General features: G+C 61.6%; 25 protein-coding genes. 13 read left to right on the top strand and 12 right to left on the bottom strand.

Annotated features, from left to right (window positions below):
- Positions 1–222: 222 nt before the first annotated feature.
- From IM739_RS06965 to IM739_RS06935, 7 genes are all read right to left on the bottom strand, one after another.
- Positions 223–495: a hypothetical protein gene (locus IM739_RS06965; protein ID WP_237370458.1), complete on the bottom strand. Its 273-nt coding sequence runs from the start codon at positions 493–495 to the stop codon at positions 223–225.
- A 46-nt stretch (positions 496–541) separates the two neighbouring features.
- Entirely contained in the window at positions 542–1,477 is a 936-nt protein-coding gene (gene dapA / locus IM739_RS06960; protein ID WP_237370457.1) for a 4-hydroxy-tetrahydrodipicolinate synthase, read from the bottom strand.
- Positions 1,474–2,043: a hypothetical protein gene (locus IM739_RS06955; protein ID WP_237370456.1), complete on the bottom strand. Its 570-nt coding sequence runs from the start codon at positions 2,041–2,043 to the stop codon at positions 1,474–1,476. The genes dapA and IM739_RS06955 overlap by 4 nt, the downstream gene beginning before the upstream one ends.
- Before the next feature lie 177 nt (positions 2,044–2,220).
- On the bottom strand, positions 2,221–3,201 hold the full coding sequence (locus IM739_RS06950; protein ID WP_237370455.1) for a bifunctional riboflavin kinase/FAD synthetase: 981 nt from the start codon (positions 3,199–3,201) through the stop codon (positions 2,221–2,223).
- Between the two features lie 12 nt (positions 3,202–3,213).
- Entirely contained in the window at positions 3,214–4,065 is an 852-nt protein-coding gene (locus IM739_RS06945; protein WP_237370454.1) for a TIGR01459 family HAD-type hydrolase, read from the bottom strand.
- A 105-nt stretch (positions 4,066–4,170) separates the two neighbouring features.
- Positions 4,171–5,526: a chromate efflux transporter gene (gene chrA, locus IM739_RS06940; protein WP_237370453.1), complete on the bottom strand. Its 1,356-nt coding sequence runs from the start codon at positions 5,524–5,526 to the stop codon at positions 4,171–4,173.
- Positions 5,523–6,356, bottom strand: a complete 834-nt coding sequence (locus tag IM739_RS06935) for a chromate resistance protein ChrB domain-containing protein (RefSeq protein WP_237370452.1) — start codon at positions 6,354–6,356, stop codon at positions 5,523–5,525. The genes chrA and IM739_RS06935 overlap by 4 nt, the downstream gene beginning before the upstream one ends.
- A 587-nt stretch (positions 6,357–6,943) precedes the next feature.
- Between IM739_RS06935 and groES the strand changes: the two genes are divergently transcribed.
- The 4 genes from groES to IM739_RS06915 all read left to right on the top strand — a co-directional run bounded on the left by groES (position 6,944) and on the right by IM739_RS06915 (position 11,142).
- Complete coding sequence (gene groES / locus IM739_RS06930; protein ID WP_007597533.1) at positions 6,944–7,240, top strand: co-chaperone GroES; 297 nt, start codon at positions 6,944–6,946, stop codon at positions 7,238–7,240.
- A 64-nt stretch (positions 7,241–7,304) separates the two neighbouring features.
- On the top strand, positions 7,305–8,945 hold the full coding sequence (gene groL, locus IM739_RS06925) for a chaperonin GroEL (RefSeq protein WP_007597531.1): 1,641 nt from the start codon (positions 7,305–7,307) through the stop codon (positions 8,943–8,945).
- 1,009 nt (positions 8,946–9,954) lie between these two features.
- Positions 9,955–10,389 carry a hypothetical protein gene (locus tag IM739_RS06920; RefSeq protein WP_237370451.1) on the top strand — a complete coding sequence of 145 codons (435 nt, stop codon included), beginning with the start codon at positions 9,955–9,957 and terminating at the stop codon, positions 10,387–10,389.
- A gap of 306 nt (positions 10,390–10,695) precedes the next feature.
- Positions 10,696–11,142 carry a DoxX family protein gene (locus tag IM739_RS06915; RefSeq protein ID WP_237370450.1) on the top strand — a complete coding sequence of 149 codons (447 nt, stop codon included), beginning with the start codon at positions 10,696–10,698 and terminating at the stop codon, positions 11,140–11,142.
- A gap of 131 nt (positions 11,143–11,273) precedes the next feature.
- Here IM739_RS06915 and hisG read toward each other — a convergent pair whose 3' ends face one another.
- From hisG to hisS, 3 genes are all read right to left on the bottom strand, one after another.
- Complete coding sequence (gene hisG / locus IM739_RS06910; RefSeq protein WP_237370449.1) at positions 11,274–11,969, bottom strand: ATP phosphoribosyltransferase; 696 nt, start codon at positions 11,967–11,969, stop codon at positions 11,274–11,276.
- Positions 11,969–13,087 carry an ATP phosphoribosyltransferase regulatory subunit gene (locus tag IM739_RS06905; RefSeq protein ID WP_237370448.1) on the bottom strand — a complete coding sequence of 373 codons (1,119 nt, stop codon included), beginning with the start codon at positions 13,085–13,087 and terminating at the stop codon, positions 11,969–11,971. Before IM739_RS06905 ends, hisG begins: the two co-directional genes overlap by 1 nt.
- Before the next feature lie 202 nt (positions 13,088–13,289).
- Positions 13,290–14,810: a histidine--tRNA ligase gene (gene hisS / locus IM739_RS06900; RefSeq protein WP_237370447.1), complete on the bottom strand. Its 1,521-nt coding sequence runs from the start codon at positions 14,808–14,810 to the stop codon at positions 13,290–13,292.
- Positions 14,811–14,952: 142 nt separating this feature from the next.
- Between hisS and IM739_RS06895 the strand changes: the two genes are divergently transcribed.
- The 7 genes from IM739_RS06895 (at position 14,953) to IM739_RS06865 (ending at position 18,635) form a co-directional block, all read left to right on the top strand.
- Positions 14,953–15,186, top strand: a complete 234-nt coding sequence (locus IM739_RS06895; RefSeq protein ID WP_237370446.1) for a DUF6290 family protein — start codon at positions 14,953–14,955, stop codon at positions 15,184–15,186.
- The gene (locus IM739_RS06890) at positions 15,170–15,439 is read left to right on the top strand and encodes a type II toxin-antitoxin system RelE family toxin (RefSeq protein WP_237370445.1); all 270 of its coding nucleotides are present in this window, start codon (positions 15,170–15,172) and stop codon (positions 15,437–15,439) included. The genes IM739_RS06895 and IM739_RS06890 overlap by 17 nt, the downstream gene beginning before the upstream one ends.
- Positions 15,440–15,442: 3 nt before the next feature.
- Entirely contained in the window at positions 15,443–16,222 is a 780-nt protein-coding gene (locus tag IM739_RS06885) for a hypothetical protein (protein WP_237370444.1), read from the top strand.
- A gap of 64 nt (positions 16,223–16,286) precedes the next feature.
- Complete coding sequence (locus IM739_RS06880; RefSeq protein ID WP_237370443.1) at positions 16,287–16,661, top strand: hypothetical protein; 375 nt, start codon at positions 16,287–16,289, stop codon at positions 16,659–16,661.
- A 70-nt stretch (positions 16,662–16,731) separates the two neighbouring features.
- The gene (copM, locus tag IM739_RS06875; RefSeq protein WP_237370442.1) at positions 16,732–17,139 is read left to right on the top strand and encodes a CopM family metallochaperone; all 408 of its coding nucleotides are present in this window, start codon (positions 16,732–16,734) and stop codon (positions 17,137–17,139) included.
- Between the two features lie 114 nt (positions 17,140–17,253).
- Complete coding sequence (locus IM739_RS06870; RefSeq protein ID WP_237370441.1) at positions 17,254–17,961, top strand: HAD family hydrolase; 708 nt, start codon at positions 17,254–17,256, stop codon at positions 17,959–17,961.
- Between the two features lie 8 nt (positions 17,962–17,969).
- Positions 17,970–18,635, top strand: coding sequence for a DNA-3-methyladenine glycosylase I (locus IM739_RS06865; RefSeq protein ID WP_237370440.1), 666 nt, complete (start codon positions 17,970–17,972; stop codon positions 18,633–18,635).
- A 3-nt stretch (positions 18,636–18,638) separates the two neighbouring features.
- Here the strand turns inward: IM739_RS06865 and IM739_RS06860 are convergent, their stop codons facing one another.
- Positions 18,639–19,274: a DNA-3-methyladenine glycosylase I gene (locus tag IM739_RS06860; protein ID WP_237370439.1), complete on the bottom strand. Its 636-nt coding sequence runs from the start codon at positions 19,272–19,274 to the stop codon at positions 18,639–18,641.
- 230 nt (positions 19,275–19,504) lie between these two features.
- Between IM739_RS06860 and IM739_RS06855 the strand changes: the two genes are divergently transcribed.
- Both IM739_RS06855 and IM739_RS06850 read left to right on the top strand, forming a co-directional pair.
- Positions 19,505–20,317, top strand: coding sequence for a L,D-transpeptidase (locus tag IM739_RS06855; RefSeq protein ID WP_237370438.1), 813 nt, complete (start codon positions 19,505–19,507; stop codon positions 20,315–20,317).
- A gap of 101 nt (positions 20,318–20,418) precedes the next feature.
- Complete coding sequence (locus IM739_RS06850) at positions 20,419–21,102, top strand: L,D-transpeptidase (protein ID WP_237370437.1); 684 nt, start codon at positions 20,419–20,421, stop codon at positions 21,100–21,102.
- Between the two features lie 50 nt (positions 21,103–21,152).
- On the opposite strand, the gene IM739_RS06845 is transcribed toward IM739_RS06850, so the two are convergent.
- Entirely contained in the window at positions 21,153–21,623 is a 471-nt protein-coding gene (locus IM739_RS06845; protein WP_237370436.1) for a hypothetical protein, read from the bottom strand.
- Positions 21,624–21,678 lie beyond the last annotated feature (55 nt).

Raw genomic sequence — 21,678 nt, 5'->3', positions numbered from 1 at the left:
ATCTGGGACAGTCTTGAAGACGGTGACGCGCTCGGAAAGCGCCAAAAACCCGGACCCTCCGGCTGCTTTCAAAGCGCGCGGAAGGCCGGGCCTGTAATTCGGAGGGATATCTGCGTCCGTGCCCTTGTCATCGGGCGTTTGTCTATGTGTTTTTGCGGCAAATTGAAAGGGGGCGGGCGGAGGAATATACGCGCCGCCCCGTTGAACCGGTCGGTACCGCAGTCAGAGGCGCGGCGCGCCGGCACGTCGACCGCTCCAGCGATCGCTGGTGAAGGAACCCAGCTCGACAATATCGCTTTCGGATGCCCGGCAAATGGCACCCGGCTGTCGGTTGCACTCGCCGGCGGCAAAATGCAGCGCCGCATCCTCGGTGGCAAACAGCCCTCCCACCCTGCCCTCGCGATCATGCACGACCCACCAGCCGTGATGATCCCGACCCACAGTGAAGCGCGCGGCGGCCTGAACGTTCCAGGCTTTTTGATCAAAGCAACCCATGACAGTGAATTCCCGTTGTTCCGTGGTGTCCGTTGGTTCCTGAACGTCAGATTGGCCTGTGCATGCCACGCTCCTCCCGGAGCACGCCTCGCATGGGACCGGTCAGCAGGGACAGGGCATGCCGAATTTCCGCAACCACCGGCTCCTCCACCTGCGTCAACGGCAGGCGGACATCGGGGGCAAGCCCGAGCACGAAGGCCAAAGCCTGTTTGGTGGCGGCCACTGCCTGTTCGGCATCGATCGCCATGAAGAGCGGATAGAGCGTCTGCTGCAGGGCGCGCGCGGCCATCAGGTTGCCGCCGCGGAAGGCATGATCCATCGAAACGACCAGACGCGGCGCGACATTCGCAGCCAGCGAGAAGGTGCCATGGGCACCCATCAGGCCGAGCGCCAGTGCGGTGCGATCATCGCCCGAATGCAGCGGCATTCGGCAACGGTCCTGCTCCCTCAGCAACAACGGCCGGCTGACGTCGCCGGAATAGTCGGCAAATCCGATAACGCCAGGCAGGCGGGCGAAGCGCTCGAGCAAGGCGGGTGACACATCGATGGCGGTGTGACGCGGACGATTGACCACGATCAGCGGCAGATCGACCGCGGCTACCACGGCCTCGACATGGCGAAAAAGCCCTTCCTGGGTCGGCTTGCTGTAATACGGCAGAACCACAACGGCCGCGTCCGCTCCCAATGCCTGCGCCTCACGGGTGCGGGCGATCGTGCCTTCGGTCGCATTGGTGCCCGTGCCGACCAACACCGGCACCTTGCCGGCGGCGACCTCCACCGTGGTCGAGATCACGGCAGCGCGCTCGGTGTCGCAAAGAACCGGCGCCTCGCCGGCCTCGCCGCACACGACCAGACCGGCAACACCGGAGCGGATCTGCCATTCGATCAGCGTCTTCAGGCCGATGAGATCCAGTTCCCCCTGACGGAACGGCGTGACCAGATCGGTGAAGACACCGGTGATCCGCTGGAAAGAAAGGGTCATCGGGCCGAACTCCAGGCCGGGTTTGCCGCGATGAGTATAGCCAGCAGCATGGCGGCCGGTGCGTCGGCATGCACGGCCCTGAAACAGCGCTGCGTGCGCTCGCCCGTCTGGTCGGTACACATCACCTTGGCCCGGCAGAGCCAGACGCCGTGCGAACGCACGAGCCGTGAAAACTCGATCACCGGCGCCAATCGTCCGGCCAGAAAAAGCAAGGCCTCAAGCAGGGCGTCGCGATCCATCAACGCTGTGAAAACACGGAAATCCATCGAGTCACCACGCAGACCCGTCATCGGCTCCAGCAGCGGGATCGCGGCCCAGACCTGATGTTCGCGCAAAACCGGCGAGATCGAAATGCGCTTGGCGAGTTCATCCAGTCCACCGGTCTCGGCTGACGACTGGTGCCCACACGGCACCGGATTGTCCGTGTTTGCGGCATCGCGGGCAAACACGACAGGCAGGGAGTGGCGAGAACCGCCCGCCATCTCGTCGCGGCCAGCACACATCTCGCGCGGGGGGCTCGAAAGCACCAGTCCTGAAAATGCGCCGTTTCCAAGTCCCAATCTCATCGCTTCATTCCTCCTGGCCGCCGTCATGGGCTGCGGATGGGAAATTAGGTCGATGCAGATAAAGTCTCGATCTGGAAGTTCGGGGTCGGGTATAAAGAATTCATAAGGAAAGGAGCGTGGGCATCAGCGGAGAATGAGGCCGCTGCGGCAGAAAGAGAGCGAAACAGCTGCGTCGCTTCAGAACGCGATTTTTTCATCCAGTTCGCCGATCGGCCGGACGCCCGCGAGCAGCGCCCTCGCCTCCTGCTCGTCCTTCCTGATCTGGGCGACCAGCAGATCAAGGCCATCGAACTTCCATTCGTCGCGCAGGTGGCCGAAGAAGGAAACCGAACAGGTCTCGCCATAGAGATCGCCGGAAAAATCGAAAACGAAGGTTTCCAGCCAGGCGGCGCCGTTGTCGGTGACGGTCGGGCGGTAGCCGAAGCTCGCGACGCCATCACGGATCACGCCATCAGGACGGCGGAAGCGCACGGCGTAAATGCCGGCGCGCAGCGTCGCCTCCGGCGGAAGCTTCATGTTGGCGGTCGGGAAGCCGAGCGTGCGGCCAAGCTGGTTGCCCTTGACCACTTCGGCCTCGACGGTGAAGCGGTAGCCGAGCAGGCCAGAGGCCTCGGACACATTGCCATCGGCGAGCAGATTGCGGATGCGGCTGGACGAGACCACGTCGGCGCCTTCATCACGGAAGGCATCGACCAAGGTGACGCCGAAGCCATGGCGGCTGCCGGCTTCCATCAGGAATGCCGGTCCACCCTCGCGGCCCTTGCCGAAATGGAAATCGAAACCGGTGACGACCTCGCTCGCGCCCAACCACTCGACCAGGATGGAGCGGACGAAATCCTCGGCAGAGCGCTGGGAGAAGTCGACATCGAAGGGATATTCGATGACCGACTGGAAACCCATGGCTTCAAGTATGCGGGCGCGCAGAGGCGGCGGCGTCAGGCGAAAGACCGGCTTCTGCGGATTGAAGACCGAGCGCGGATGCGGCTCGAAGGTCAGCACGAGCGCCGGGACGCCGAGCATCTCGGCCCGCTCCAGCGCACGGCTGAGCACGGCCTGATGGCCGCGATGCACGCCATCGAAATTGCCGATCGCGATCACACCGCCACTGAGAGCCGAAGGCAGCGCTTCTTTCTTTTCGTTGCGATGGAATACGGTCATGACCTGTCAGCCTTATGCCAGACGCTGCATCCAGAATTTCGGCGCAGCGTTTTCGCGCGCGAGGAAGTCGTGCAGCGCGGGTTCGTCCGTCGTGCCCGTCGGCGAATATTCCGCCGCATGGATGCCGCCCGAAATATAGAGAAGGTCGAGGCCGGCATCGATGGCGCCGCGCACATCGGTCGGCATGCCGTCACCGATCGCCAGAACCCGGGACTTGTCGATCGCATCGCCGCGTGCCTGGCCGGCTGCGGCGAGCGTTGCAGCATAAATCGGCGCATGCGGCTTGCCGGCGATGCGGGTCTCACCGCCGAGCGTGTTGTAGTAGGCCGCCACGGCACCGGCGCAGGGGATCAACCGGTGGCCGCGCTCGACGACCAGATCGGGGTTGGCGCAAATCAGCGGCACCTTGCGGGCGACGAATTCGGTGAGCATCGCGGTATAGTCTTCCGGCACCTCGGTCTCGTCGTCGAAGAAGCCGGTGCAGACTATGCAATCGGCCTGATCGGCGGGCACCGCCTCGACATCCAGCCCTTCGAGCAGCGGCATGTCGCGCTCGGGGCCCAGCAGGAAGACCTTCTTAGGACCGGCCGCGATCAACGTGCGCGTGACGTCGCCGGAGGTGATGATCCTGTCATAGGCGGTATCGGCGACACCGATGGCGCGGAGCTGGGTGATGACGCCCGGCGCCGGACGCGGCGAATTGGTGATCAGGACGACGGTGACACCCGCAGCCCGCGCTGCCGTCAAGGCTTCCGAGGCAGCCGGAAAGGCATCGATGCCGTTATGCAGCACGCCCCAGACATCGCAGAGGATGACATCATAGTTCGCGGTGACGTCGCCTAGGGTGGAAATGCCGAGTGCCATGTTCATTCCTGACTTCAAGATCGTGTGGGCTGACATGGCAAAGGAAAGCCGGCAAGGCAAGAGCCTTGCCGGTTTCTTCGAGAAAATGACTGCCCGCGGCGCGGCTCAGGCGAGCATGCGCAGCGCCAGGCCAAGCAGCGCCGCAAGGACCAGCGTCCGTCCTATGCCCTGATGGAAGCGGAAGATCATCACGGCCGCAATAACGGCGACAGCCAAGGCCGCCAGATCGAGCGAGGTCCAGTCCGGCACGGGCAGCGACACATTCAGCCATGGAGCGAGAGGCCCGACCAATGGTCGTTCGAAGACGCCGACGCGGGCGAAGACGACATGCAGGGCAAACCAGACGGCGAGATTGAGGATGACGCCAACGACAGCGGCGGTGATCGCCGACAGGGCGGCATTCATCAGGCGGTTGCCGCGCAGCCGTTCGATATAGGGCGCACCGGCAAAGATCCAGATGAAGCTCGGAATGAAGGTCGCCCAGGCGGTCAGCGAGGCCCCGAGAAGGCCCGCCAGCAGCGGATCGAGCCCGCCGCCATGGCGAAAGCCGGCGAGGAAGCCGACATAGGAGAGCACCAGGACCAAAGGCCCCGGCGTGGTTTCGGCCAGGGCCAGACCATCCAGCATCTCGCCGGGCTTCAGCCACTGATACTGCTCGACCGCCACCTGTGCGACATAGGCAAGCACGGCATAGGCGCCACCGAAGGTGACCAGCGCCATCTTGGAAAAGAAGGCATAGAGATCCGGCAAGGCGGTATCGGCCGCCAGCAGCCAAAGGATCGGCAGCGGTGCCAGCCAGACGGCAACCCAGAACAGCAGCGTCAGCAACTGACGCAGCGCCGGCGGGCGGGCCTTCAGGTTCATGGGGGCAGGAACATCTTCTGTCGGGGTGATCCGGGCACGAACGAGGCCCGCGACCGCCGCCAGCAGGATTACCAGCGGAAATGGCAGCGACAGGGCAAACAGGGCGAGAAAGGCGAGTGCTGCGAGGATCCGGTGAAACGTGATTTTCAGCGCCCGCTTGCCGATGCGGATCACCGCTTCGATGACGACGGCGAGCACGGCCGCCTTCAGACCGAAGAAGAGGCCGGCAACGAGATCGGCCTCCTGATAGAGCGCGTAAAGCGTCGAGAGGCCCATGATGACGGCAAGCCCCGGCAGGACGAAGAGCAGGCCGGCGACGATGCCGCCGCGCACGCCATGCAGCAGCCAGCCGATATAGGTGGCCAGTTGCTGGGCTTCCGGCCCCGGCAGCAGCATGCAGTAGTTCAGCGCATGCAGATACCGGTCCTCGTCGATCCAGCGCTTCTCGTCGACACAGATGCGGTGCATCAGGGCGATCTGGGCGGCCGGACCGCCGAAGCTCAGGACACCGACACGGGCGAAGGCGGCGGTCAGTTCAGCAAAGCTCGGCGGCTGCGCGGCAGGCAGCGCCATATGTTCAGCGGTAGCGTTTGTCATTTCACTCCATCGCGCCCACCGCGCGTCACCCAATCGTGTTTTTCATCCATCGCATCGCGCGCCCATCTGTAATAGGCGTCATAGAGAAGCAAGCCCTGCTCCAGTTGCTGGAGATCCGAGGAATAGAGCCGCGACAGGCCGAGCGACACCGCCAGCAGACCGGCGGCCTGCGGCGCAAGATCGAGCCGGTTGGTATCGGCACCGCGCACGATCTCCCCTAGAGTTAGAAGTGCAGGCGTTTCCAGCTGGAATTCCGAAAGCATGGTGTCGAAGGTGCAGCGGTCGCCGCGATGGCTCCAGAACACGCCTTCCATATCGAAAGGCACGGCATTGAACCTGTCGGCAACGCCTTCGACCTCGGATGAGGCCACGAAGAGGAAGCGGGCGAAGGGATCGATGAAACGCCGGATAAGCCAGGGACAGGCAATGCGGTCGATCTTCGGCCGGTTGCGCGTGACCCAGAGTGACGAGCCGGCGCCCTGACCATCACCGAGCCGGTCGATGGGCACCTGCGGCAGGCCAGCCGCCGCCCAGGCAGAATTGCCGCCTTCCAGGACTTCGGCCGATATGCCGAGAAGGCGCAAATGGGCCGCGACGCCTTCGCTCAGCTTGCGCCCCTGGTGACAGACGACGACAACGGATGTGGGAGTGGAGGCGACTTGCGCCGCCCATTCACCGATCTGCCGGTGATCACGGCGGAAGGCGCCGGGAATGAGGAAGGGATGCGCCGCGACATCGTCGGCGATGCGGACGTCGACAATCAGGGGAGACTGGGATGAACCAAGCAGGCGAAAGAGCTTGTCGGCGGAAATTGCGCCATAGGGTGCCATGATTTGCTCCGTGACTTGAACCGGACGGATGCGAAATTGCGGCATGGCGCCTCATGGAGCTTTCGCGCACTCCACGACAGGAACCTCTCAAATTTGCAGGACGCTGTCAAACATCCCGGCATCGTTTCACCCGCCCGCTTGCCACCTTTGCTTGTTCACCTTCGCTTGTTCACCGGGAGTGCTTGTTCGCCAAGAGGCTGGCCACCGTTCACCGCTATCGGCAGGCCCGCTTTGGGGCCGAAGCTGCCGTTAATCATCTCTGCGAAAAGCTGGGGTTTCGATGCGGCCACCGTCATGCCCGGACATTGCAGTCGTGGCGTGTTCGGCATCTATAACGTCGCCAAGCCGAGACAGCGGATATTGCCGCGAAAAAGGCCGATCAACGCCTGCAGTATCGTCGCATTTCCGTGCACGATGGTCGGCGATCGAGGGGCACGGCGCGGCAATATTTTTTCGCCCCGTGCTTGACTCATCAGGGGCCTCTCCTTATCTCAACCTCGCTGGCACTCACCAAGAGCGAGTGCTAACAGTATCGATGCGGACCCGTTCTGCGGTCCGCGAATGTCATTTGATCGAGGGATTAGACAATGGCAAGCACAACTTTCCGTCCGCTTCACGACCGCGTTGTAGTCAAGCGCGTTGAATCTGAAGAAAAGACCAAGGGCGGCATCATCATTCCTGACACTGCCAAGGAAAAGCCGGCTGAAGGCGAAATCATCGCTATCGGCTCCGGCGTTCGCGACGACAAGGGCAACCTGGTCGCGCTCGACGTCAAGGTTGGTGACCGCGTCCTGTTCGGCAAGTGGTCGGGCACCGAAGTCAAGCTCGACGGCGTAGACCTTCTGATCATGAAGGAAGCCGACATCATGGGCGTTATCGGCTGATCAGCCGTTTCACCCTTCCCTTCTAGACAATTCACCAATGGGCTGATGCCCGGGAGTTTTGAAAATGGCTGCTAAAGAAATTAAATTCGGCCGCACTGCGCGCGAAAAGATGCTGCGCGGCGTCGACATCCTCGCTGACGCTGTCAAGGTAACGCTCGGTCCTAAGGGCCGTAACGTCATCATCGACAAGTCCTTCGGCGCACCGCGCATCACCAAGGACGGCGTATCGGTTGCCAAGGAAATCGAACTTGAAGACAAGTTCGAAAACATGGGCGCCCAGATGGTCCGCGAAGTTGCTTCGAAGACCAACGACATCGCCGGCGACGGCACCACGACTGCTACCGTTCTTGCCCAGGCCATCGTTCGCGAAGGCAACAAGGCAGTGGCCGCCGGCATGAACCCGATGGACCTGAAGCGCGGCATCGACCTCGCCGTTTCGGAAGTCGTCAAGGACCTCCAGGCCAAGGCCAAGAAGATCTCGACGTCTGAAGAAGTCGCACAGGTCGGCACGATCTCGGCAAATGGCGACAGCCAGGTTGGTCGCGATATCGCTGAAGCCATGCAGAAGGTCGGCAACGAAGGTGTCATCACCGTCGAAGAAGCCAAGACCGCTGAAACCGAACTCGAAGTCGTCGAAGGCATGCAGTTCGACCGCGGCTACCTGTCGCCTTACTTCGTCACCAACCCGGAAAAGATGATCGCCGACCTCGACGACGCGTACATCCTCCTGCACGAAAAGAAGCTCTCGAACCTCCAGGCAATGCTGCCGGTTCTCGAAGCCGTCGTTCAGACCGGCAAGCCGCTCGTCATCATCGCTGAAGACGTCGAAGGCGAAGCCCTTGCAACGCTCGTCGTCAACAAGCTGCGTGGCGGCCTGAAGATCGCTGCCGTCAAGGCTCCTGGCTTCGGCGATCGCCGCAAGGCCATGCTGGAAGACATCGCCATCCTGTCGGGCGGCACTGTCATCTCCGAAGACCTCGGCATCAAGCTCGAAACTGTCACGCTCGACATGCTCGGCCGCGCCAAGAAGATCTCGATCACCAAGGAAAACACCACCATCGTTGATGGTGCTGGCCAGAAGTCCGACATCGAAGGCCGCGTTGCCCAGATCAAGGCGCAGATCGAAGAAACCACGTCGGATTACGACAAGGAAAAGCTTCAGGAACGTCTTGCCAAGCTCGCTGGCGGCGTTGCCGTGATCCGCGTTGGCGGCTCGACGGAAATCGAAGTCAAGGAACGCAAGGATCGCATCGACGACGCTCTGAACGCAACCCGCGCTGCCGTTCAGGAAGGTATCGTTCCGGGCGGTGGTACGGCTCTGCTGCGCTCCTCGACCAAGATCTCTGTCAAGGGTGCAAACGACGACCAGGAAGCCGGCATCAACATCGTCCGCAAGGCGCTGCAGTCGCTGGTCCGCCAGATCGCCGACAACGCCGGTGACGAAGCTTCGATCATCGTCGGCAAGATCCTCGACAAGGACAACGACAACTACGGCTACAACGCCCAGACCGGCGAATTCGGCGACATGATCGCCATGGGTATCGTCGACCCGGTCAAGGTTGTTCGTACTGCCCTGCAGAACGCAGCTTCGGTTGCCTCGCTGCTGATCACCACCGAAGCCATGATCGCCGAACTTCCGAAGAAGGAAGCTGCTGGCGGCATGCCAGGCGGCATGGGCGGCATGGGCGGCATGGACATGATGTAATCAGACCATCAGGTCTGATTGCTGAACTGTCCGTGAAAGCCGCCCATCACCCAAGGGGTTCAGCGCGTCAAGCGCGCTGAACAGGCGGCATGGACATGATGTGATCAGACCGTCAGGTCTGACTACGGGACTGTCCGTCAACCGGTACAGCTTACAGAAAGGGCGGTCTTCGGACCGCCCTTTTTCGTTTCCTGGCGTCGCACTCCTGCGACATATTTCTGGATGTGCCGCTCCTTGACGTTCGGAAGACCAAAAAGGGATCTTGCCGGATCAGACCTTGATCCGTTAACCGTTTCCCCTTTAATTCCGCTGGCGCATCGCTTCGTGATTTACGCGATCGGTGAACAACCCCAAAATAAGCACACAACTTTTCAGAGCTGGAATTGACAAAGCTTACCCGAATATAAAAGATACCTTATAAAATCCAAGATTACATTTTCATTTTCGAACTAAAGCCACGCCGTCAATTTTCCGCAATCTTTAAATTATATTTTTCTAATATTTCATACCTGAAGATCAGCCAAAAAGGGAGGTGAATTCTCCTTTGGGAAGAACATGAGGCGTTTTCATGTGCTGTGAAACATGATATCCACCAGCCTATTCCTGCTGCCCCAGAATGGGACATGCGGGTATCAGTCGAAGCTGGCAGGGGAAGAGGCAGGCAAGACGAAGTCCACCTTGGTTCAGCGGACTCAGTTTCATTTACAACTCTTGCGTTATCGCAAGAAAATCGGTCGTTCGGCTCGCGTCATCGGGTCATTCGTATCTGAAATCGGAATGACGCAGGTGGGGACCTGAATTGTAACCTCCGGGCGAGTTGGATGGAGCGTAACGCGTCGGGGCGAAATGCGTTTCTGCCTGGGCGCCGGGGAATGAAGATCGGCAAGCATCAGGCTTGCTGGATCCGGCCATATCGCCGGAAGAGCCTTACGGGGAAGTTTGGCTCTGGAACAGACATTTGATCCGAGACTTATAGGGCCTTGTACCGGCTTTCGACTTGGGGACTACCTTGTTTAAGATTGCAAACGCAGATCTCGCCGCAAATTTCTCGTCACCCCTGCTCGAGGGCGAAAGTCCTTTGGGCGAACACGCGTCTCGTTTCGGTGTATCGGAAGACTGGACGGGTGACCTGACCAACGGGCTGTTGAAGCTCGGCGAAAAGGCGGCCCAGCTGCACGGGCTGGACGGCGCCGAATGCGGCTTGCTGACCATGATGCGTTGCTATGACCAGAGCGATCGTGGCCATATCTTGCGCCTGTTCGAACAGGCCGCCACCGCACCGTCGCGGTTCTGTTATTCCACCACCATCCTGTCCGGCAGCGCCCAGCGCCAGCCGGTATTCTGCATCGGCGAGTCCGGTGGCTTCGACGGCAATGACGGCGGCACGATCGTCGGACTGTTCATCTTTCCCCGTTTCCGACTGTCAGCGGCAAACAACGCCTAAGCATCTCCATTTCCGGCGCGATCGGCAGCACCCGTCATCCATACGGCAACTGCGGCATTTATTGTGGATGTTCGGGAAGACTGTTAGCGTCCGGAGGTCTGCGTGTTTTCGGCCTAGACACAGCCCTGAGCAGGCGCCACGGCGGACGACCAGGCCGGACGCATACAATCATTGTCTCTTATTTGTGAACGATCAGTCAATTGTCGTCAATCTATCGCATAACGGTAAAAACAGGCATCTAGAGGTCAGCTTTCTGAAGCCCACCTCGCCCGGGTTTCAGCGTCATCCATTCAAAGGAGTTCCCTCATGTCCAGCACCAACAACACCCTTCTTGTTGTCGCCCGCATCCTTCTTTCCTTCATCTTCATCCTGTCCGGCTTCGGCAAGCTGACCGATCCGTCTGGCACTGCCGGCATGATCACCGGCGCCGGCCTGCCGGCTGCGACCCTGCTCGCCTATGCCGCCGGTCTGTTCGAACTGGTCGCCGGCCTCTTCGTTCTCGTCGGCTTCCAGACCAGGCTGACCGCCTGGGCGCTCGCCCTGTTCTGCGTGTTCACCGGTCTCGTCTTCCATAGCGGCACCGTTGCCATCGAAGGCTGGCCGGAAGGCGCGCTCGGCTGGATCAACACCCTGAACCAGATCATGCTGATGAAGAATGTCACGCTGGCCGGCGGCTATATCCTGCTCGCCATCATCGGTGCCGGCGCTTATTCGATCGACGCCCGTCGCGGCGCGGCCACCGTCGCCGCCTAAGCTTTACCTGCCCTCCAGGCAAGACAACCCGCCGGACAATGTCCGGCGGGTTTTTTAGTTTGATAATTTTCGTTGTGTAGCTTGAGGCCGCCCCTCTACCCTACGGAGCGACAGCCGACCGCAAGGCAGGCTCACAGCACTCCGCGCACGGCCTCTATGATGCGGGCAACAGTCGGATTGCCGTCATGCTCGGGCTTTCGGGCGCGCACGAGGCAGGCTTCCGATTTCAAGATCACCCCATCCGACAGGATCTTCAGGTGATTGGCTCTGAGCGTCGAGCCGGTGGAGGTGATATCGACGATGATATCGGCTTGGCCGGCGGCAGGCGCCCCTTCGGTGGCGCCGAGGCTTTCGACGATGCGGTAGAGCTGGATGCCATGACTGCCGGAAAAATGCTGCTGGGTCAGGCGCCAGTATTTCGTGGCGATGGCCAGACGCCGGCCGTGGCGGGCGCGAAATTCGGCGGCGACATCGCCAAGGTCGGCCATGGTATCGACATCGAGCCAGATTTCCGGCACGGCGACGATCACGTCGGCATGGCCGAAGCCCAGGCGCGCGGCGATCTCGACACGGCTGTCGGCATCCGCCAGGCCTTCCCGGATCAGGTCTTCGCCGGTGACACCGAAATCAACCGTGCCATTGCCGATCTCGCGCGAGATCTCCGAGGCCGACAGATAGGCGATCTCAATATCGTCAGAACCTTCGACACGGCCGCGATAGGAGCGGTCATTACCGACCGCGACGATCTTCATGCCGGCGCGCTCGAAGATGGCCGACGAGTCTTCCTTCATCCGCCCTTTGGAGGGCAATCCGATGGTGATGGTCATCAGAGGCCTCTCTCGGTTTCGATGCGGTCCAGCCAGAGCGAGAAGCCGACGGCCGGGATATGGGTTTCGGCACCCAGCAGCGTCAACAGCCGGTCGAAACGGCCGCCGCCGGCGAGCACAGCCGGGCGACCTTCCGCAACAACCTCGAAGACGAGGCCGGTGTAATAATCGAGCGGACGACCGAAGGCCGCACGGTAGGTAATCGCGGACAGGTGAATGCCGGTCTTGGCAAGGGCGGCCACACGCTCTTCGAAACGCTGGACAGCGGCGCCGAGCTGCAGCCCGGCGGCATCGGCAAACCCGGCAAGGGCTGCGGTGGCTTCCGACAGTGGCAGTTCCAGCGACAGGAATTCACGCAGCAGCAGCAGAGCCGCGCCATCGAGCCTGGTTTCGGCAAGCGCCAGCTTTTCCTTCAGCCGGCGGGCGATTTCGATCGGGGTGCGGCTGGCATTGGTGAGATAACCGGTCGCCTGCATCGTCTCGTCGATATGGGCCACCAAGGCTGCTTCATCGCCGAGCGACAGCAGTTCGGACACTTCGGGATCAAGACCCGGCACCGCCGATGGCGTCGCCAGGCGTCGCAGCAGCTGATCGATCTGGGCCGGATTGCCGAACGCCTGGATCAGGCGCTTCTGCCAGCCCGCCGGCAGGCCGAGCGCCTTGACCACCGCCTCGAACACCGACTGGTCGCCAAGCATGACGGACAGACGCTTGCCGGGCAGCAGGCTGGTCAGAATCTGGACGCTGTCGGCGACAGCACGCGCATCGGCCGCGGCAATGCCGGTATTGCCGAGATCCTCGATGCCGGCCTGATAGAATTCCTGGGCGCCTTCGCGACGCTGGCGGAAGACCTCGCCGAGATAGGCATAACGCTTCGGCGTGCCGGTCGCGGTCTCGATATGGCGGAGACACACGGGAATGGTGAATTCGGGCCTGAGGCACAGGCTTTCGCCGCGCTCGTTCTCGGTCAGGAAGATACGGCGGCGAAGGTCTTCGCCCGCCATGTCGAGGAATGGGGCTGCCGGCTGGATCACCGGCGTATCGACGCGGGTCGTGGCGCGGGCGGCAAATTCGTCGAGCAGGACGCCGGCAAAATCCGGCATGTCGATCAGCGGCATGTTATGGCTCCTGCGGCGGGAGACCCCCCCCTCTGGGCTACCGCCCATCTCCCCCACAAGGGGGGAGAAGCCTCGGGGTAGGCGCTCGCGTCCACAGCAGAGCACAGCGATGGGGCGATCCCTGACGCAAAACACACGCGCCAAGCTGCCCCCTCCCCCTTGTGGGGAGGGCTGGGGAGGGGAAAAGCCACCCGCTCAGACATCAGGCACCCTTCACCCGACGCCGGTCTTCCGCCTGGGCGGCCAGGATTTCCTTCACCTTGGTCACCAGCTCAGCCTCAGGCACCACTTCCTGCGCCACGCGCGCCTCGCGCCATTCGGCATTGTCGGTGATCTCGCCGGAGAGGCGCTTGCCCTCGATCAGGTCCTTGATCTGCACCACCCCTTGCGCGCGCTCGTCGCCACCCTGGATGATGGCGATCGGAGAACCGCGACGGTCGGCGTATTTCAGCTGGTTGCCGAACTTCTTCCAGTTGCCCTGGTACATTTCGGCGCGAACGCCTTCGTTGCGCAGGGCCTGGGTAAAGCGCTGGTAGCGGCCCATGCTCTCGACATCGCCATCCATGACGGTGATCAGAACCGGGGCGAGCACCTGATCCTCACCGAGCTTGCCGAGGTTCTTCAAGGCCGTCATCAGGCGAGAGACGCCGATCGAGAAACCCGTGGCCGGCACCGGCTGGCCCATGAAGCGCGAGACGAGACCATCGTAACGCCCGCCGCCGCCGACCGAACCGAAGACGACTTTTTCGCCCTTTTCGTTGGTGACGTCGAAGGTGAGTTCGGCTTCGTAGACGGGGCCGGTGTAGTATTCGAGGCCTCGGACGACAGAGGGGTCGATCTTGATGCGGCCCGCGTCGTAGCCGGCGCTCTCGACCAGCCCGCCGATCATGTTAAGTTCCCCGACGCCTTCGGCACCCTTGGAAGTCCCGGCAACCAGATCAGCCAGTTCGGCGGCGCTGTCGGCGTAGTTCTTGATGCCAACGAAGAAGAGAACCTTCTCGATCTGCTCACCGATCAAGCCAGCACCCTTGGTAAAGTCGCCGCTTTCGTCTTTGCGACCTTCGCCGAGCAGAAGCTTCACCCCTTCCGGGCCGAACTTGTCGAGCTTGTCGATGGCGCGCAGCACGTTCAGGCGACGGCCGGCATTCTCCTCACCGCCGAGGCCGATCGCTTCCATCACGCCATCGAGCACCTTGCGGTTGTTCACCCGGATCACATAGTCGCCACGCTTGATGCCGAGCGCTTCCAGCGTGTCGGCCATCATCATGCACATTTCGGCATCGGACTGGACGCCCGGCGCGCCGACAGTGTCGGCATCGAACTGCATGAACTGGCGGAAGCGGCCCGGGCCTGGCTTCTCGTTGCGGAAGACATAGCCGGCGCGATAGGTGCGGAAGGGCAGCTGGATCTCGTTGAAATTCTCGGCGACATGGCGGGCCATCGGTGCGGTCAGGTCGTAGCGCAGCGACATCCACTGTTCGTCATCGTCCTGCAGCGAGAAGACACCTTCGTTCGGCCGGTCGCTGTCGGGCAGGAACTTACCCAGCGCGTCGGTATATTCGAACAGCGGGGTCTCGATCGGATCGAAGCCGTAACGCTCGTAGACCTCGCGGATGGTCTCCATCATCTGGTTGGCAGCGCGGATGTCACCGGCCTCGCGATCGACAAAGCCGCGCGGCAGGCGGGCCTTGAGTTTCTGCGGCTTCTTGTTCTTTTCGCTCATGATCACAACCGGATTTCTTCGTTTCAAAATGTGCCGGTGTCTTAGAGGATCAAGCTTTTGGCGGCAAGGGCGAAGGGTGGCAAAGGCTGGCGAAGAGTGGTTCGCGATGGTATATTGCGGCACGAAACCGAGGATCGGGGACATGAACGAGCGCGTGCTATTGGAGATACCTGAAGAAATGCAGCGGCTCGCACTGAAATATGCGACTGAGGCAGGCATGTCCCTGAACGCCTACATTCTGGAGACTTTGGAGCAACGCCTTGAAGATACATACTTCCTGAAGCGGGCAGAAGCCGTCATGGAGGCTCGCGAGCTCGGCGATGACAAGACCTATACTCTCGAAGAGGTCGTGAGCTCCCTTGGTCTGGACGCTTGAAATCGACGACAAGGCGCGCAAGCAACTCGCCAGGATCGCCCCCAGGGAGGCAGCGCGCATTCTCAGCTATTTAGAAAAGCGGGTGCTGTTCCTGGACAATCCCCGCCAGCTCGGCGATGCGCTTCAAGGCTCCCGGTTTGAACATCTCTGGCGCTACAAGGTTGGCGACTACCGGATCATCTGCGATATCCAGGATCACAGGTTGGTCGTGCTCGTCGTCGAGATCGGCCATCGCAGCCAGATCTACCGGTAGAGCATGATCCTTGAAGCCCTGAACTATGCCGCAAGCTGGCCGCTGACGATGCCGGCACATCGGCCTTTCGTTCGTTCCTCCGTCAATCTCTGGTCACGGGCCAATCGCTGCGCGAAACACTGGGCGGCGCATGAGGCAAACAGCAAGGCGGTGATCCTCGCGGCCTGCGACGGGTTGAGGCAGCGGCGAACGGCCGTGGTGCTCGGCTCGGGCCTGTTGCGCGACGTGCCGATCCTCGAGCTTGCCAACCGCTTCGACACCGTGGTTCTGGTCGACCTCGTGCACCTTGCCAGCACGCGGGCGTGGATCGCGACGAAGGGACTGAAAAACATCCGGCTGATCGAACGCGATCTCTCCGGCTTCGACCAATTGGCCATGGGGCAGAATCCCGAACCGCTCTCCTTCCTGCGCCAGGTGCCCTATCTCGATTTCGTCGTCTCGGCCAATCTGCTCTCACAGATCGGGACCGGCGCGCAGAAGCGGCTGGACGCCATGCCCGGCGATGCGATGCCCGCCGGTGTGATGCCCGCCGATGCGCTGGGCCGACTGATCGAAGCGCATCTCGACGGCCTTCACGATATCGCCGCGCCAACCTGCCTGCTGACGGATGTACGCTATACCGTGATCGACCGGACCGGGCATGAGCACGAAAGCGTCGATCTCCTGCATGCGGTGGCGGTGCCAGCCCATCAGACAAGCTGGGACTGGCCGGTCGTGCCGCTGGGTGAGGAAAGTCCGGACTATCAGGTCATCCACCGGGTTATCGCATGCACCACACCATGAGCCACGCCTTGCATTTGACCCAATCGCGCTTACCTTGTCAGCCATGAACATGATCATCCGCCTCATGCTTCTGATAGCAGCGCTGGCTTATGGTGCGATGCCGATCTCCGGAGCGGCAGCGATGGCTGTGAGCATGGCAGCGATGAGCGCGGACGTGTCCGGCAGTGACGGCATGGTCGTGGATCTGGGCCAACATGGCATGGTGACAGCAACAGCCGATCCGGATTGTCCGCATGCGGCCGCCGCTTCCAAGCCGATGGGCAAGGCGAACGGGGCAAAGATGATGCCAGGTGGACATTGCGCCGCCTGCGTGACACTGGCGCCCCAGATATCCTTTGCCGATGCCGGCAAACCTGCGCGGGCGGCGGAAGCGCCGGGCCTTTCTCCGCGGCTTTTCTCACGCACCCTTGCCCCTCAGGTGCCCCCTCCCCGCGGCTGATCGGTGATGTTGTGGCGGCCTGACCGCCAGACCACCATTCGATCATCCCGTATGAGAAAAGGGAAAAACCATGCTGAAGAATACCATTGCTGCGGCGTCTCTGGCGCTCTCTCTCAACTCCACGTTCGCCATCGCCCAGGACCACACGATGGATCAGAACCATATGACGCATCAGGACCATATGATGCCGATGGGCGATCAAAATATGCCGATGGGCGATGACGGCCCGTCATCGAAGGCTTTCAAGGCGGCCAATGACAAGATGCACGCCGACATGGCCGTGCCACTGACCGGCAATGCCGATGTCGATTTCGTCCGGGGCATGATCCCCCATCACCAGGGCGCGATCGACATGGCCCGGATCGTCCTGGACTACGGCAAGGATCCGGAGATCCGCAAACTGGCCGAGGGCGTGATCAATGCCCAGGAAGGCGAGATTGCCATGATGAAGGACTGGCTGGCCAAGAACGGTCAGTAGTTCCGTCCTCACACCGGGAAACATCGCTGAACAATCGCAATGGCGCGGCAACGCGCCATTGCTTTGCCGGAGTGGCAGGCTAATCTCTGGCGCATTCACATCCCGGAGGGCGCGATGTCCATTCGTCCGATCACCGTCGTCGGCTTTGACGCCGACGATACGCTTTGGCAGAACGAGCAGTATTATAAGCTGACGGAAGCGCATTTTCAGAGCCTTCTGTCGGATTTTGCCGAAGGCGAACGCGTTTCGGAACGGCTGCTGGAAGCCGAGAAGCGCAACCTTTCCCACTATGGTTTCGGCATCAAGGGCTTTACGCTCTCGATGGTGGAGACCGCGCTGGAGATCACCGAGGGCCGGGTGCCGGGCACGGTGATCGGCGAGATCCTGTCGATTGGACGCGAATTGCTGAGTCACCCGGTCGAATGTCTGCCGCATGCACGCGAGGCCCTGGAAGCACTTTCCGGCCACTATTTCCTCGTGCTGATCACCAAGGGCGACCTGTTCGACCAGGAGCGCAAGCTGGCACAATCAGGGTTGGGCGACTATTTCGACGCGGTCGAGATCGTTTCCGACAAGTCCGCGACCACCTACCGGCGGATCTTCGGCAAACATGGCGAGGGGCCGGAGCGGTCGATGATGATCGGCAACTCGCTGAAGTCGGACATCGTGCCGGCGATTGCCGCAGGCGCCTGGGGCGTGTTCGTGCCACACGAACTGACCTGGGTGCTCGAGCATGTCGACAGGCCAACCGAGGCACCGCGTTTTCGCGAGATTGCGCATCTGGGCGACGTTCCGTCCCTGATCGAAACGCTGGGTCAGTAGGAGCAACGATGCGAACTTTCGAAGACATCTGGTCGCTTGCCGTCGATCGCAAGGGCGAGGCGGAGGTGGAGGACGGACTGCAACAGCCGAAGTCGCGCGACGCGATTGCCGCCACGCCGGACCACCGTCTTCTGGCGACAATGACCCGATGCATCTTCCAGTCCGGCTTCAACTGGAAGGTCGTGGACGCCATGTGGCCGGGTTTCGAGGCGGCTTTCGACGACTTCGACATCGGGCGCTGCGCCATGCTGCATGACGAGGATTTCGAACGGCTCGTCTCCGACACACGGATCGTGCGGCATGGTCCGAAGATCAGGGCCGTGCAGCAGAACGCAGCCTTCCTGTCGGATGTCGCACATGAACACGGCAGTGCAGCGGCCTTCCTTGCCGACTGGCCGACGGAAAACTACATCGGCCTGCTGGACCTGCTGCAAAAGCGCGGCACCCGGCTGGGCGGCAATACCGGCCAGTATTTCCTGCGGTTTTCAGGCGTCGACAGCTTCATCCTGTCGCGAAGCGTCATCCACCGGCTGATCGCCGAAGGCGTGGTCGCCAAGGCTCCGACATCGGCCAAGGACAGGGCCGCTGTGCAGGCGGCGTTCAACCGCTGGCGCGAACAGTCCGGCCGTTCCCTGACGGAGATCAGCCGCGTGCTGGCGATGAGCATTGACTAGCCGTTACGGGCGCACGAAAGCTAGGCGCTTGTCTTCGATGCCCTGCCGGCAGCAGCATCCCTCGATATGGTCGTTGACCAGACCCATGGCCTGCATGAAGGCGTAGACGGTGGTCGGTCCGACGAAGCTCCAGCCGCGCTTCTTCAGATCCTTGGAAAGGCGTATCGAGGTCGGCGAGGTCGGATTGGCGCGCAGCGTCGCATAGTCCATGCGCGCCGGACGCTCGCTCGGGCCCGGTTCGAAACTCCAGAAATAGCGGGCAAGCGAGCCGAATTCGGCCTGCAAATCGATGGCATGGCGGGCATTGTTGATGGTCGAGACGATCTTTCCGCGATGGCGGATGATGCCGGCATCGGCCAGGCAGCGGGCAATATCGTCTTCGCCGAACAGCGCAACCTGGTGGAAATCGAATCCGGCAAAGGCGGCGCGGAAATTGTCGCGCTTGCGCAGGATGGTCAGCCAGGACAGACCGGACTGGAAGCCCTCCAGGCAGATCTTCTCGAACAGGCGGATATCGTCAGTGACCGGATTGCCCCACTCCTCGTCGTGATAACGGCGATAGTCATCCAGTCCGCCATGCCAGAAGCAGCGGACAAGCCCGTCCTCGCCGGTGATCAATCCTGCCTCGTCCGTCGTCATGCGAGCCTTCTCCCCCCTGCAACCGGTGCGTCGTATCTGGCGTTTACCATTTGTTCACGAAGATTCCAAACGCGGCGCTAACCCTGACGAAAGGTTTACGCGGCCGAACGCATTTTCATGAACGCTCGTTTACCAATTTGCGGGCATGGCGCTGGCACGATCCACGTCAGCAAGGCGCATGGTTTCATGCCGCCTTCCATTGTTTTCGGCCCCATGTAGCGAGTTGTCCGATGTCGAAGAAATCCATGCTGCTGGCGTTCCTTGCCAGCCTGCCGCTTGCGTTCCCGGTTGCCGCCAGCGAGCGGTACCAGAACCGTCCGCCGGTCATCGTCAGTCCTGATCTTTCTGCCCCGTGGGTGATGCAGCTGGGTGGCGTGCCACAGCAGCGGCAGCGGGCGATCGCACCGGCGCAGCGCCGCGCCACTCCCGTCTACCAGCGCCAGGTCCTGCAGCAGCAGCGCCCGGTGCAGCAACGCCAGCTCCGTCAGCAGCGCCGCACGCTTTTCGATCAGCCGGGCGCGGTTTCGCAGCAGCCTATGGTCCAGCAGGCGGCTGTTCGTCCAAACAAGCCGATCCGCACCCAGCTCGATCCGATCTATCTCCCGCAGATGGTCGCCTACGAGACCGAGCACAAGCCGGGCACGATCGTCATCGACACCAATAATCGCTTTCTCTACCTCGTGATGGCAGATGGGCAGGCCAAGCGCTACGGCGTCGGTGTCGGCAAGCCGGGTTTCGAATGGGCCGGCACGCACAAGGTGACACGCAAGGCCGAATGGCCGTCCTGGCACCCGCCGCAGGAAATGATCGAACGCGAAGCCGCCAAGGGCCACTATCTGCCGGCTTCGATGGAGGGCGGGCCGGAAAATCCACTCGGCGCGCGCGCCATGTATCTCGGCTCCACCCTCTACCGCATCCATGGCACCAATGCGCCCTGGACGATCGGCAACGGTGTCTCTTCCGGCTGCATTCGCATGCGCAATGAAGACGTGACCGATCTCTATGAACGCGTGAATGTCGGCACCAAGGTTATCGTGATGTAAAACACACACGCGGCAGGGATGCCGCCTGCGTTTCAGTTAGCACTTGCTTTGGGAGGGGAGTCGGCTAGGCTCACCTCCTATTGTTTTTCGGGGGACTATCCATGCAGACCAGCATTCGACTTCGTGCCACGGCCGCTTTACTTGCGGTCGCATTCGCCATGCCCTTGCCGGCCGAGGCCATCAACCTCAACCGCATCCAGACGACAAGCGACGTGACGCTGGTGGCGCAGCCGAAGCAGGTTCCGGAAAAGTTCAAGCGGCGCGCGGTGCGCCTGCAGACCAACGAGCAGCCCGGCACGATCATCATCGATACCAATAACAAGTTCCTCTATCTTGTCGAAGGCAAGAACCGCGCGCTGCGCTACGGCGTCGGCGTCGGTCGCGAAGGCTTCGGCTGGTCGGGCGTGGTGAAGATCGGCCGCAAGGAAGAATGGCCGACCTGGCGTCCGCCGGCCGAAATGCGCCGGCGCGAGGCGGCCAAGGGCCATATTCTGCCGGTCGTGCAGGAAGGCGGCGTCGACAATCCGCTCGGCGCGCGCGCCATGTATCTCTACAAGGGCGGCCGTGACACCATCTTCCGTATCCACGGCACCAATCAGCCCTGGACAATTGGCCTCAACATGTCGTCCGGCTGCATCCGCATGATGAACAAGGACGTCGAGCACCTGTATGAACGTGCCTCGATCGGTTCCAAGGTCATCGTCGTCGGTCCGGGCAATCGTCAGGGGGATGTAAGCTTCGAAGACCGCGGGATCGATTTCCTGCGCACCGTTTTCGGCGGCTGAATCATAGATAGCCGGCGTGGTGAAAACCCGTCACGACGGCTGAAACCGGATCATTTGATCGTGCAGAAAATCGGAGCCTCGTGCGAAACGATTGTTTCACGCGGGGCTTTTGTGTCTCCGGTCAGCCGTGCGACATTCAGGGCATAGCTTCCCTTGAAGCTTGGCTCCTGGTCCGAACGACGCTGGGTCAGGACAGACAGCTCGATCTGGGCCGTCGGCTTTTTTGCCGGAAGAAAGGCGCGGATCTGAAAGCGCATTTCCCGTCCGTCCATCCAGTATTGCTGGAGCATGTCGGAATTGATCTCGAACCGGCCAAGATCAGGCGGGGCGCCGGAGCCCTTGACCGCGGCAACGCCGCGAAAATGCACGAGTTTCTTGGGATCTTTCTTGCTGAAGCCGCTTTCCAGCGACATGTTCAGCACCGCGTCCGACGTGGCGCAATAGATGCGCCCAGCGGCATATGCCGGACCAGAGACCGCGACCAGGACCGCCAAGGCGAGAGAGGCCACCAACTTTAACATGCTTCCTCCTCGGGACTACACCGTCCCAGGTTCAGCATAACAGCAAGCACTTAAT

It is taken from the genome of Rhizobium sp. SL42, from assembly GCF_021729845.1.
Classification (GTDB): Bacteria; Pseudomonadota; Alphaproteobacteria; order Rhizobiales; family Rhizobiaceae; genus Allorhizobium.
The sequence above is the reverse complement of the archived record's forward strand: the minus strand, read 5'-3'. Positions and strand labels throughout refer to the sequence as shown.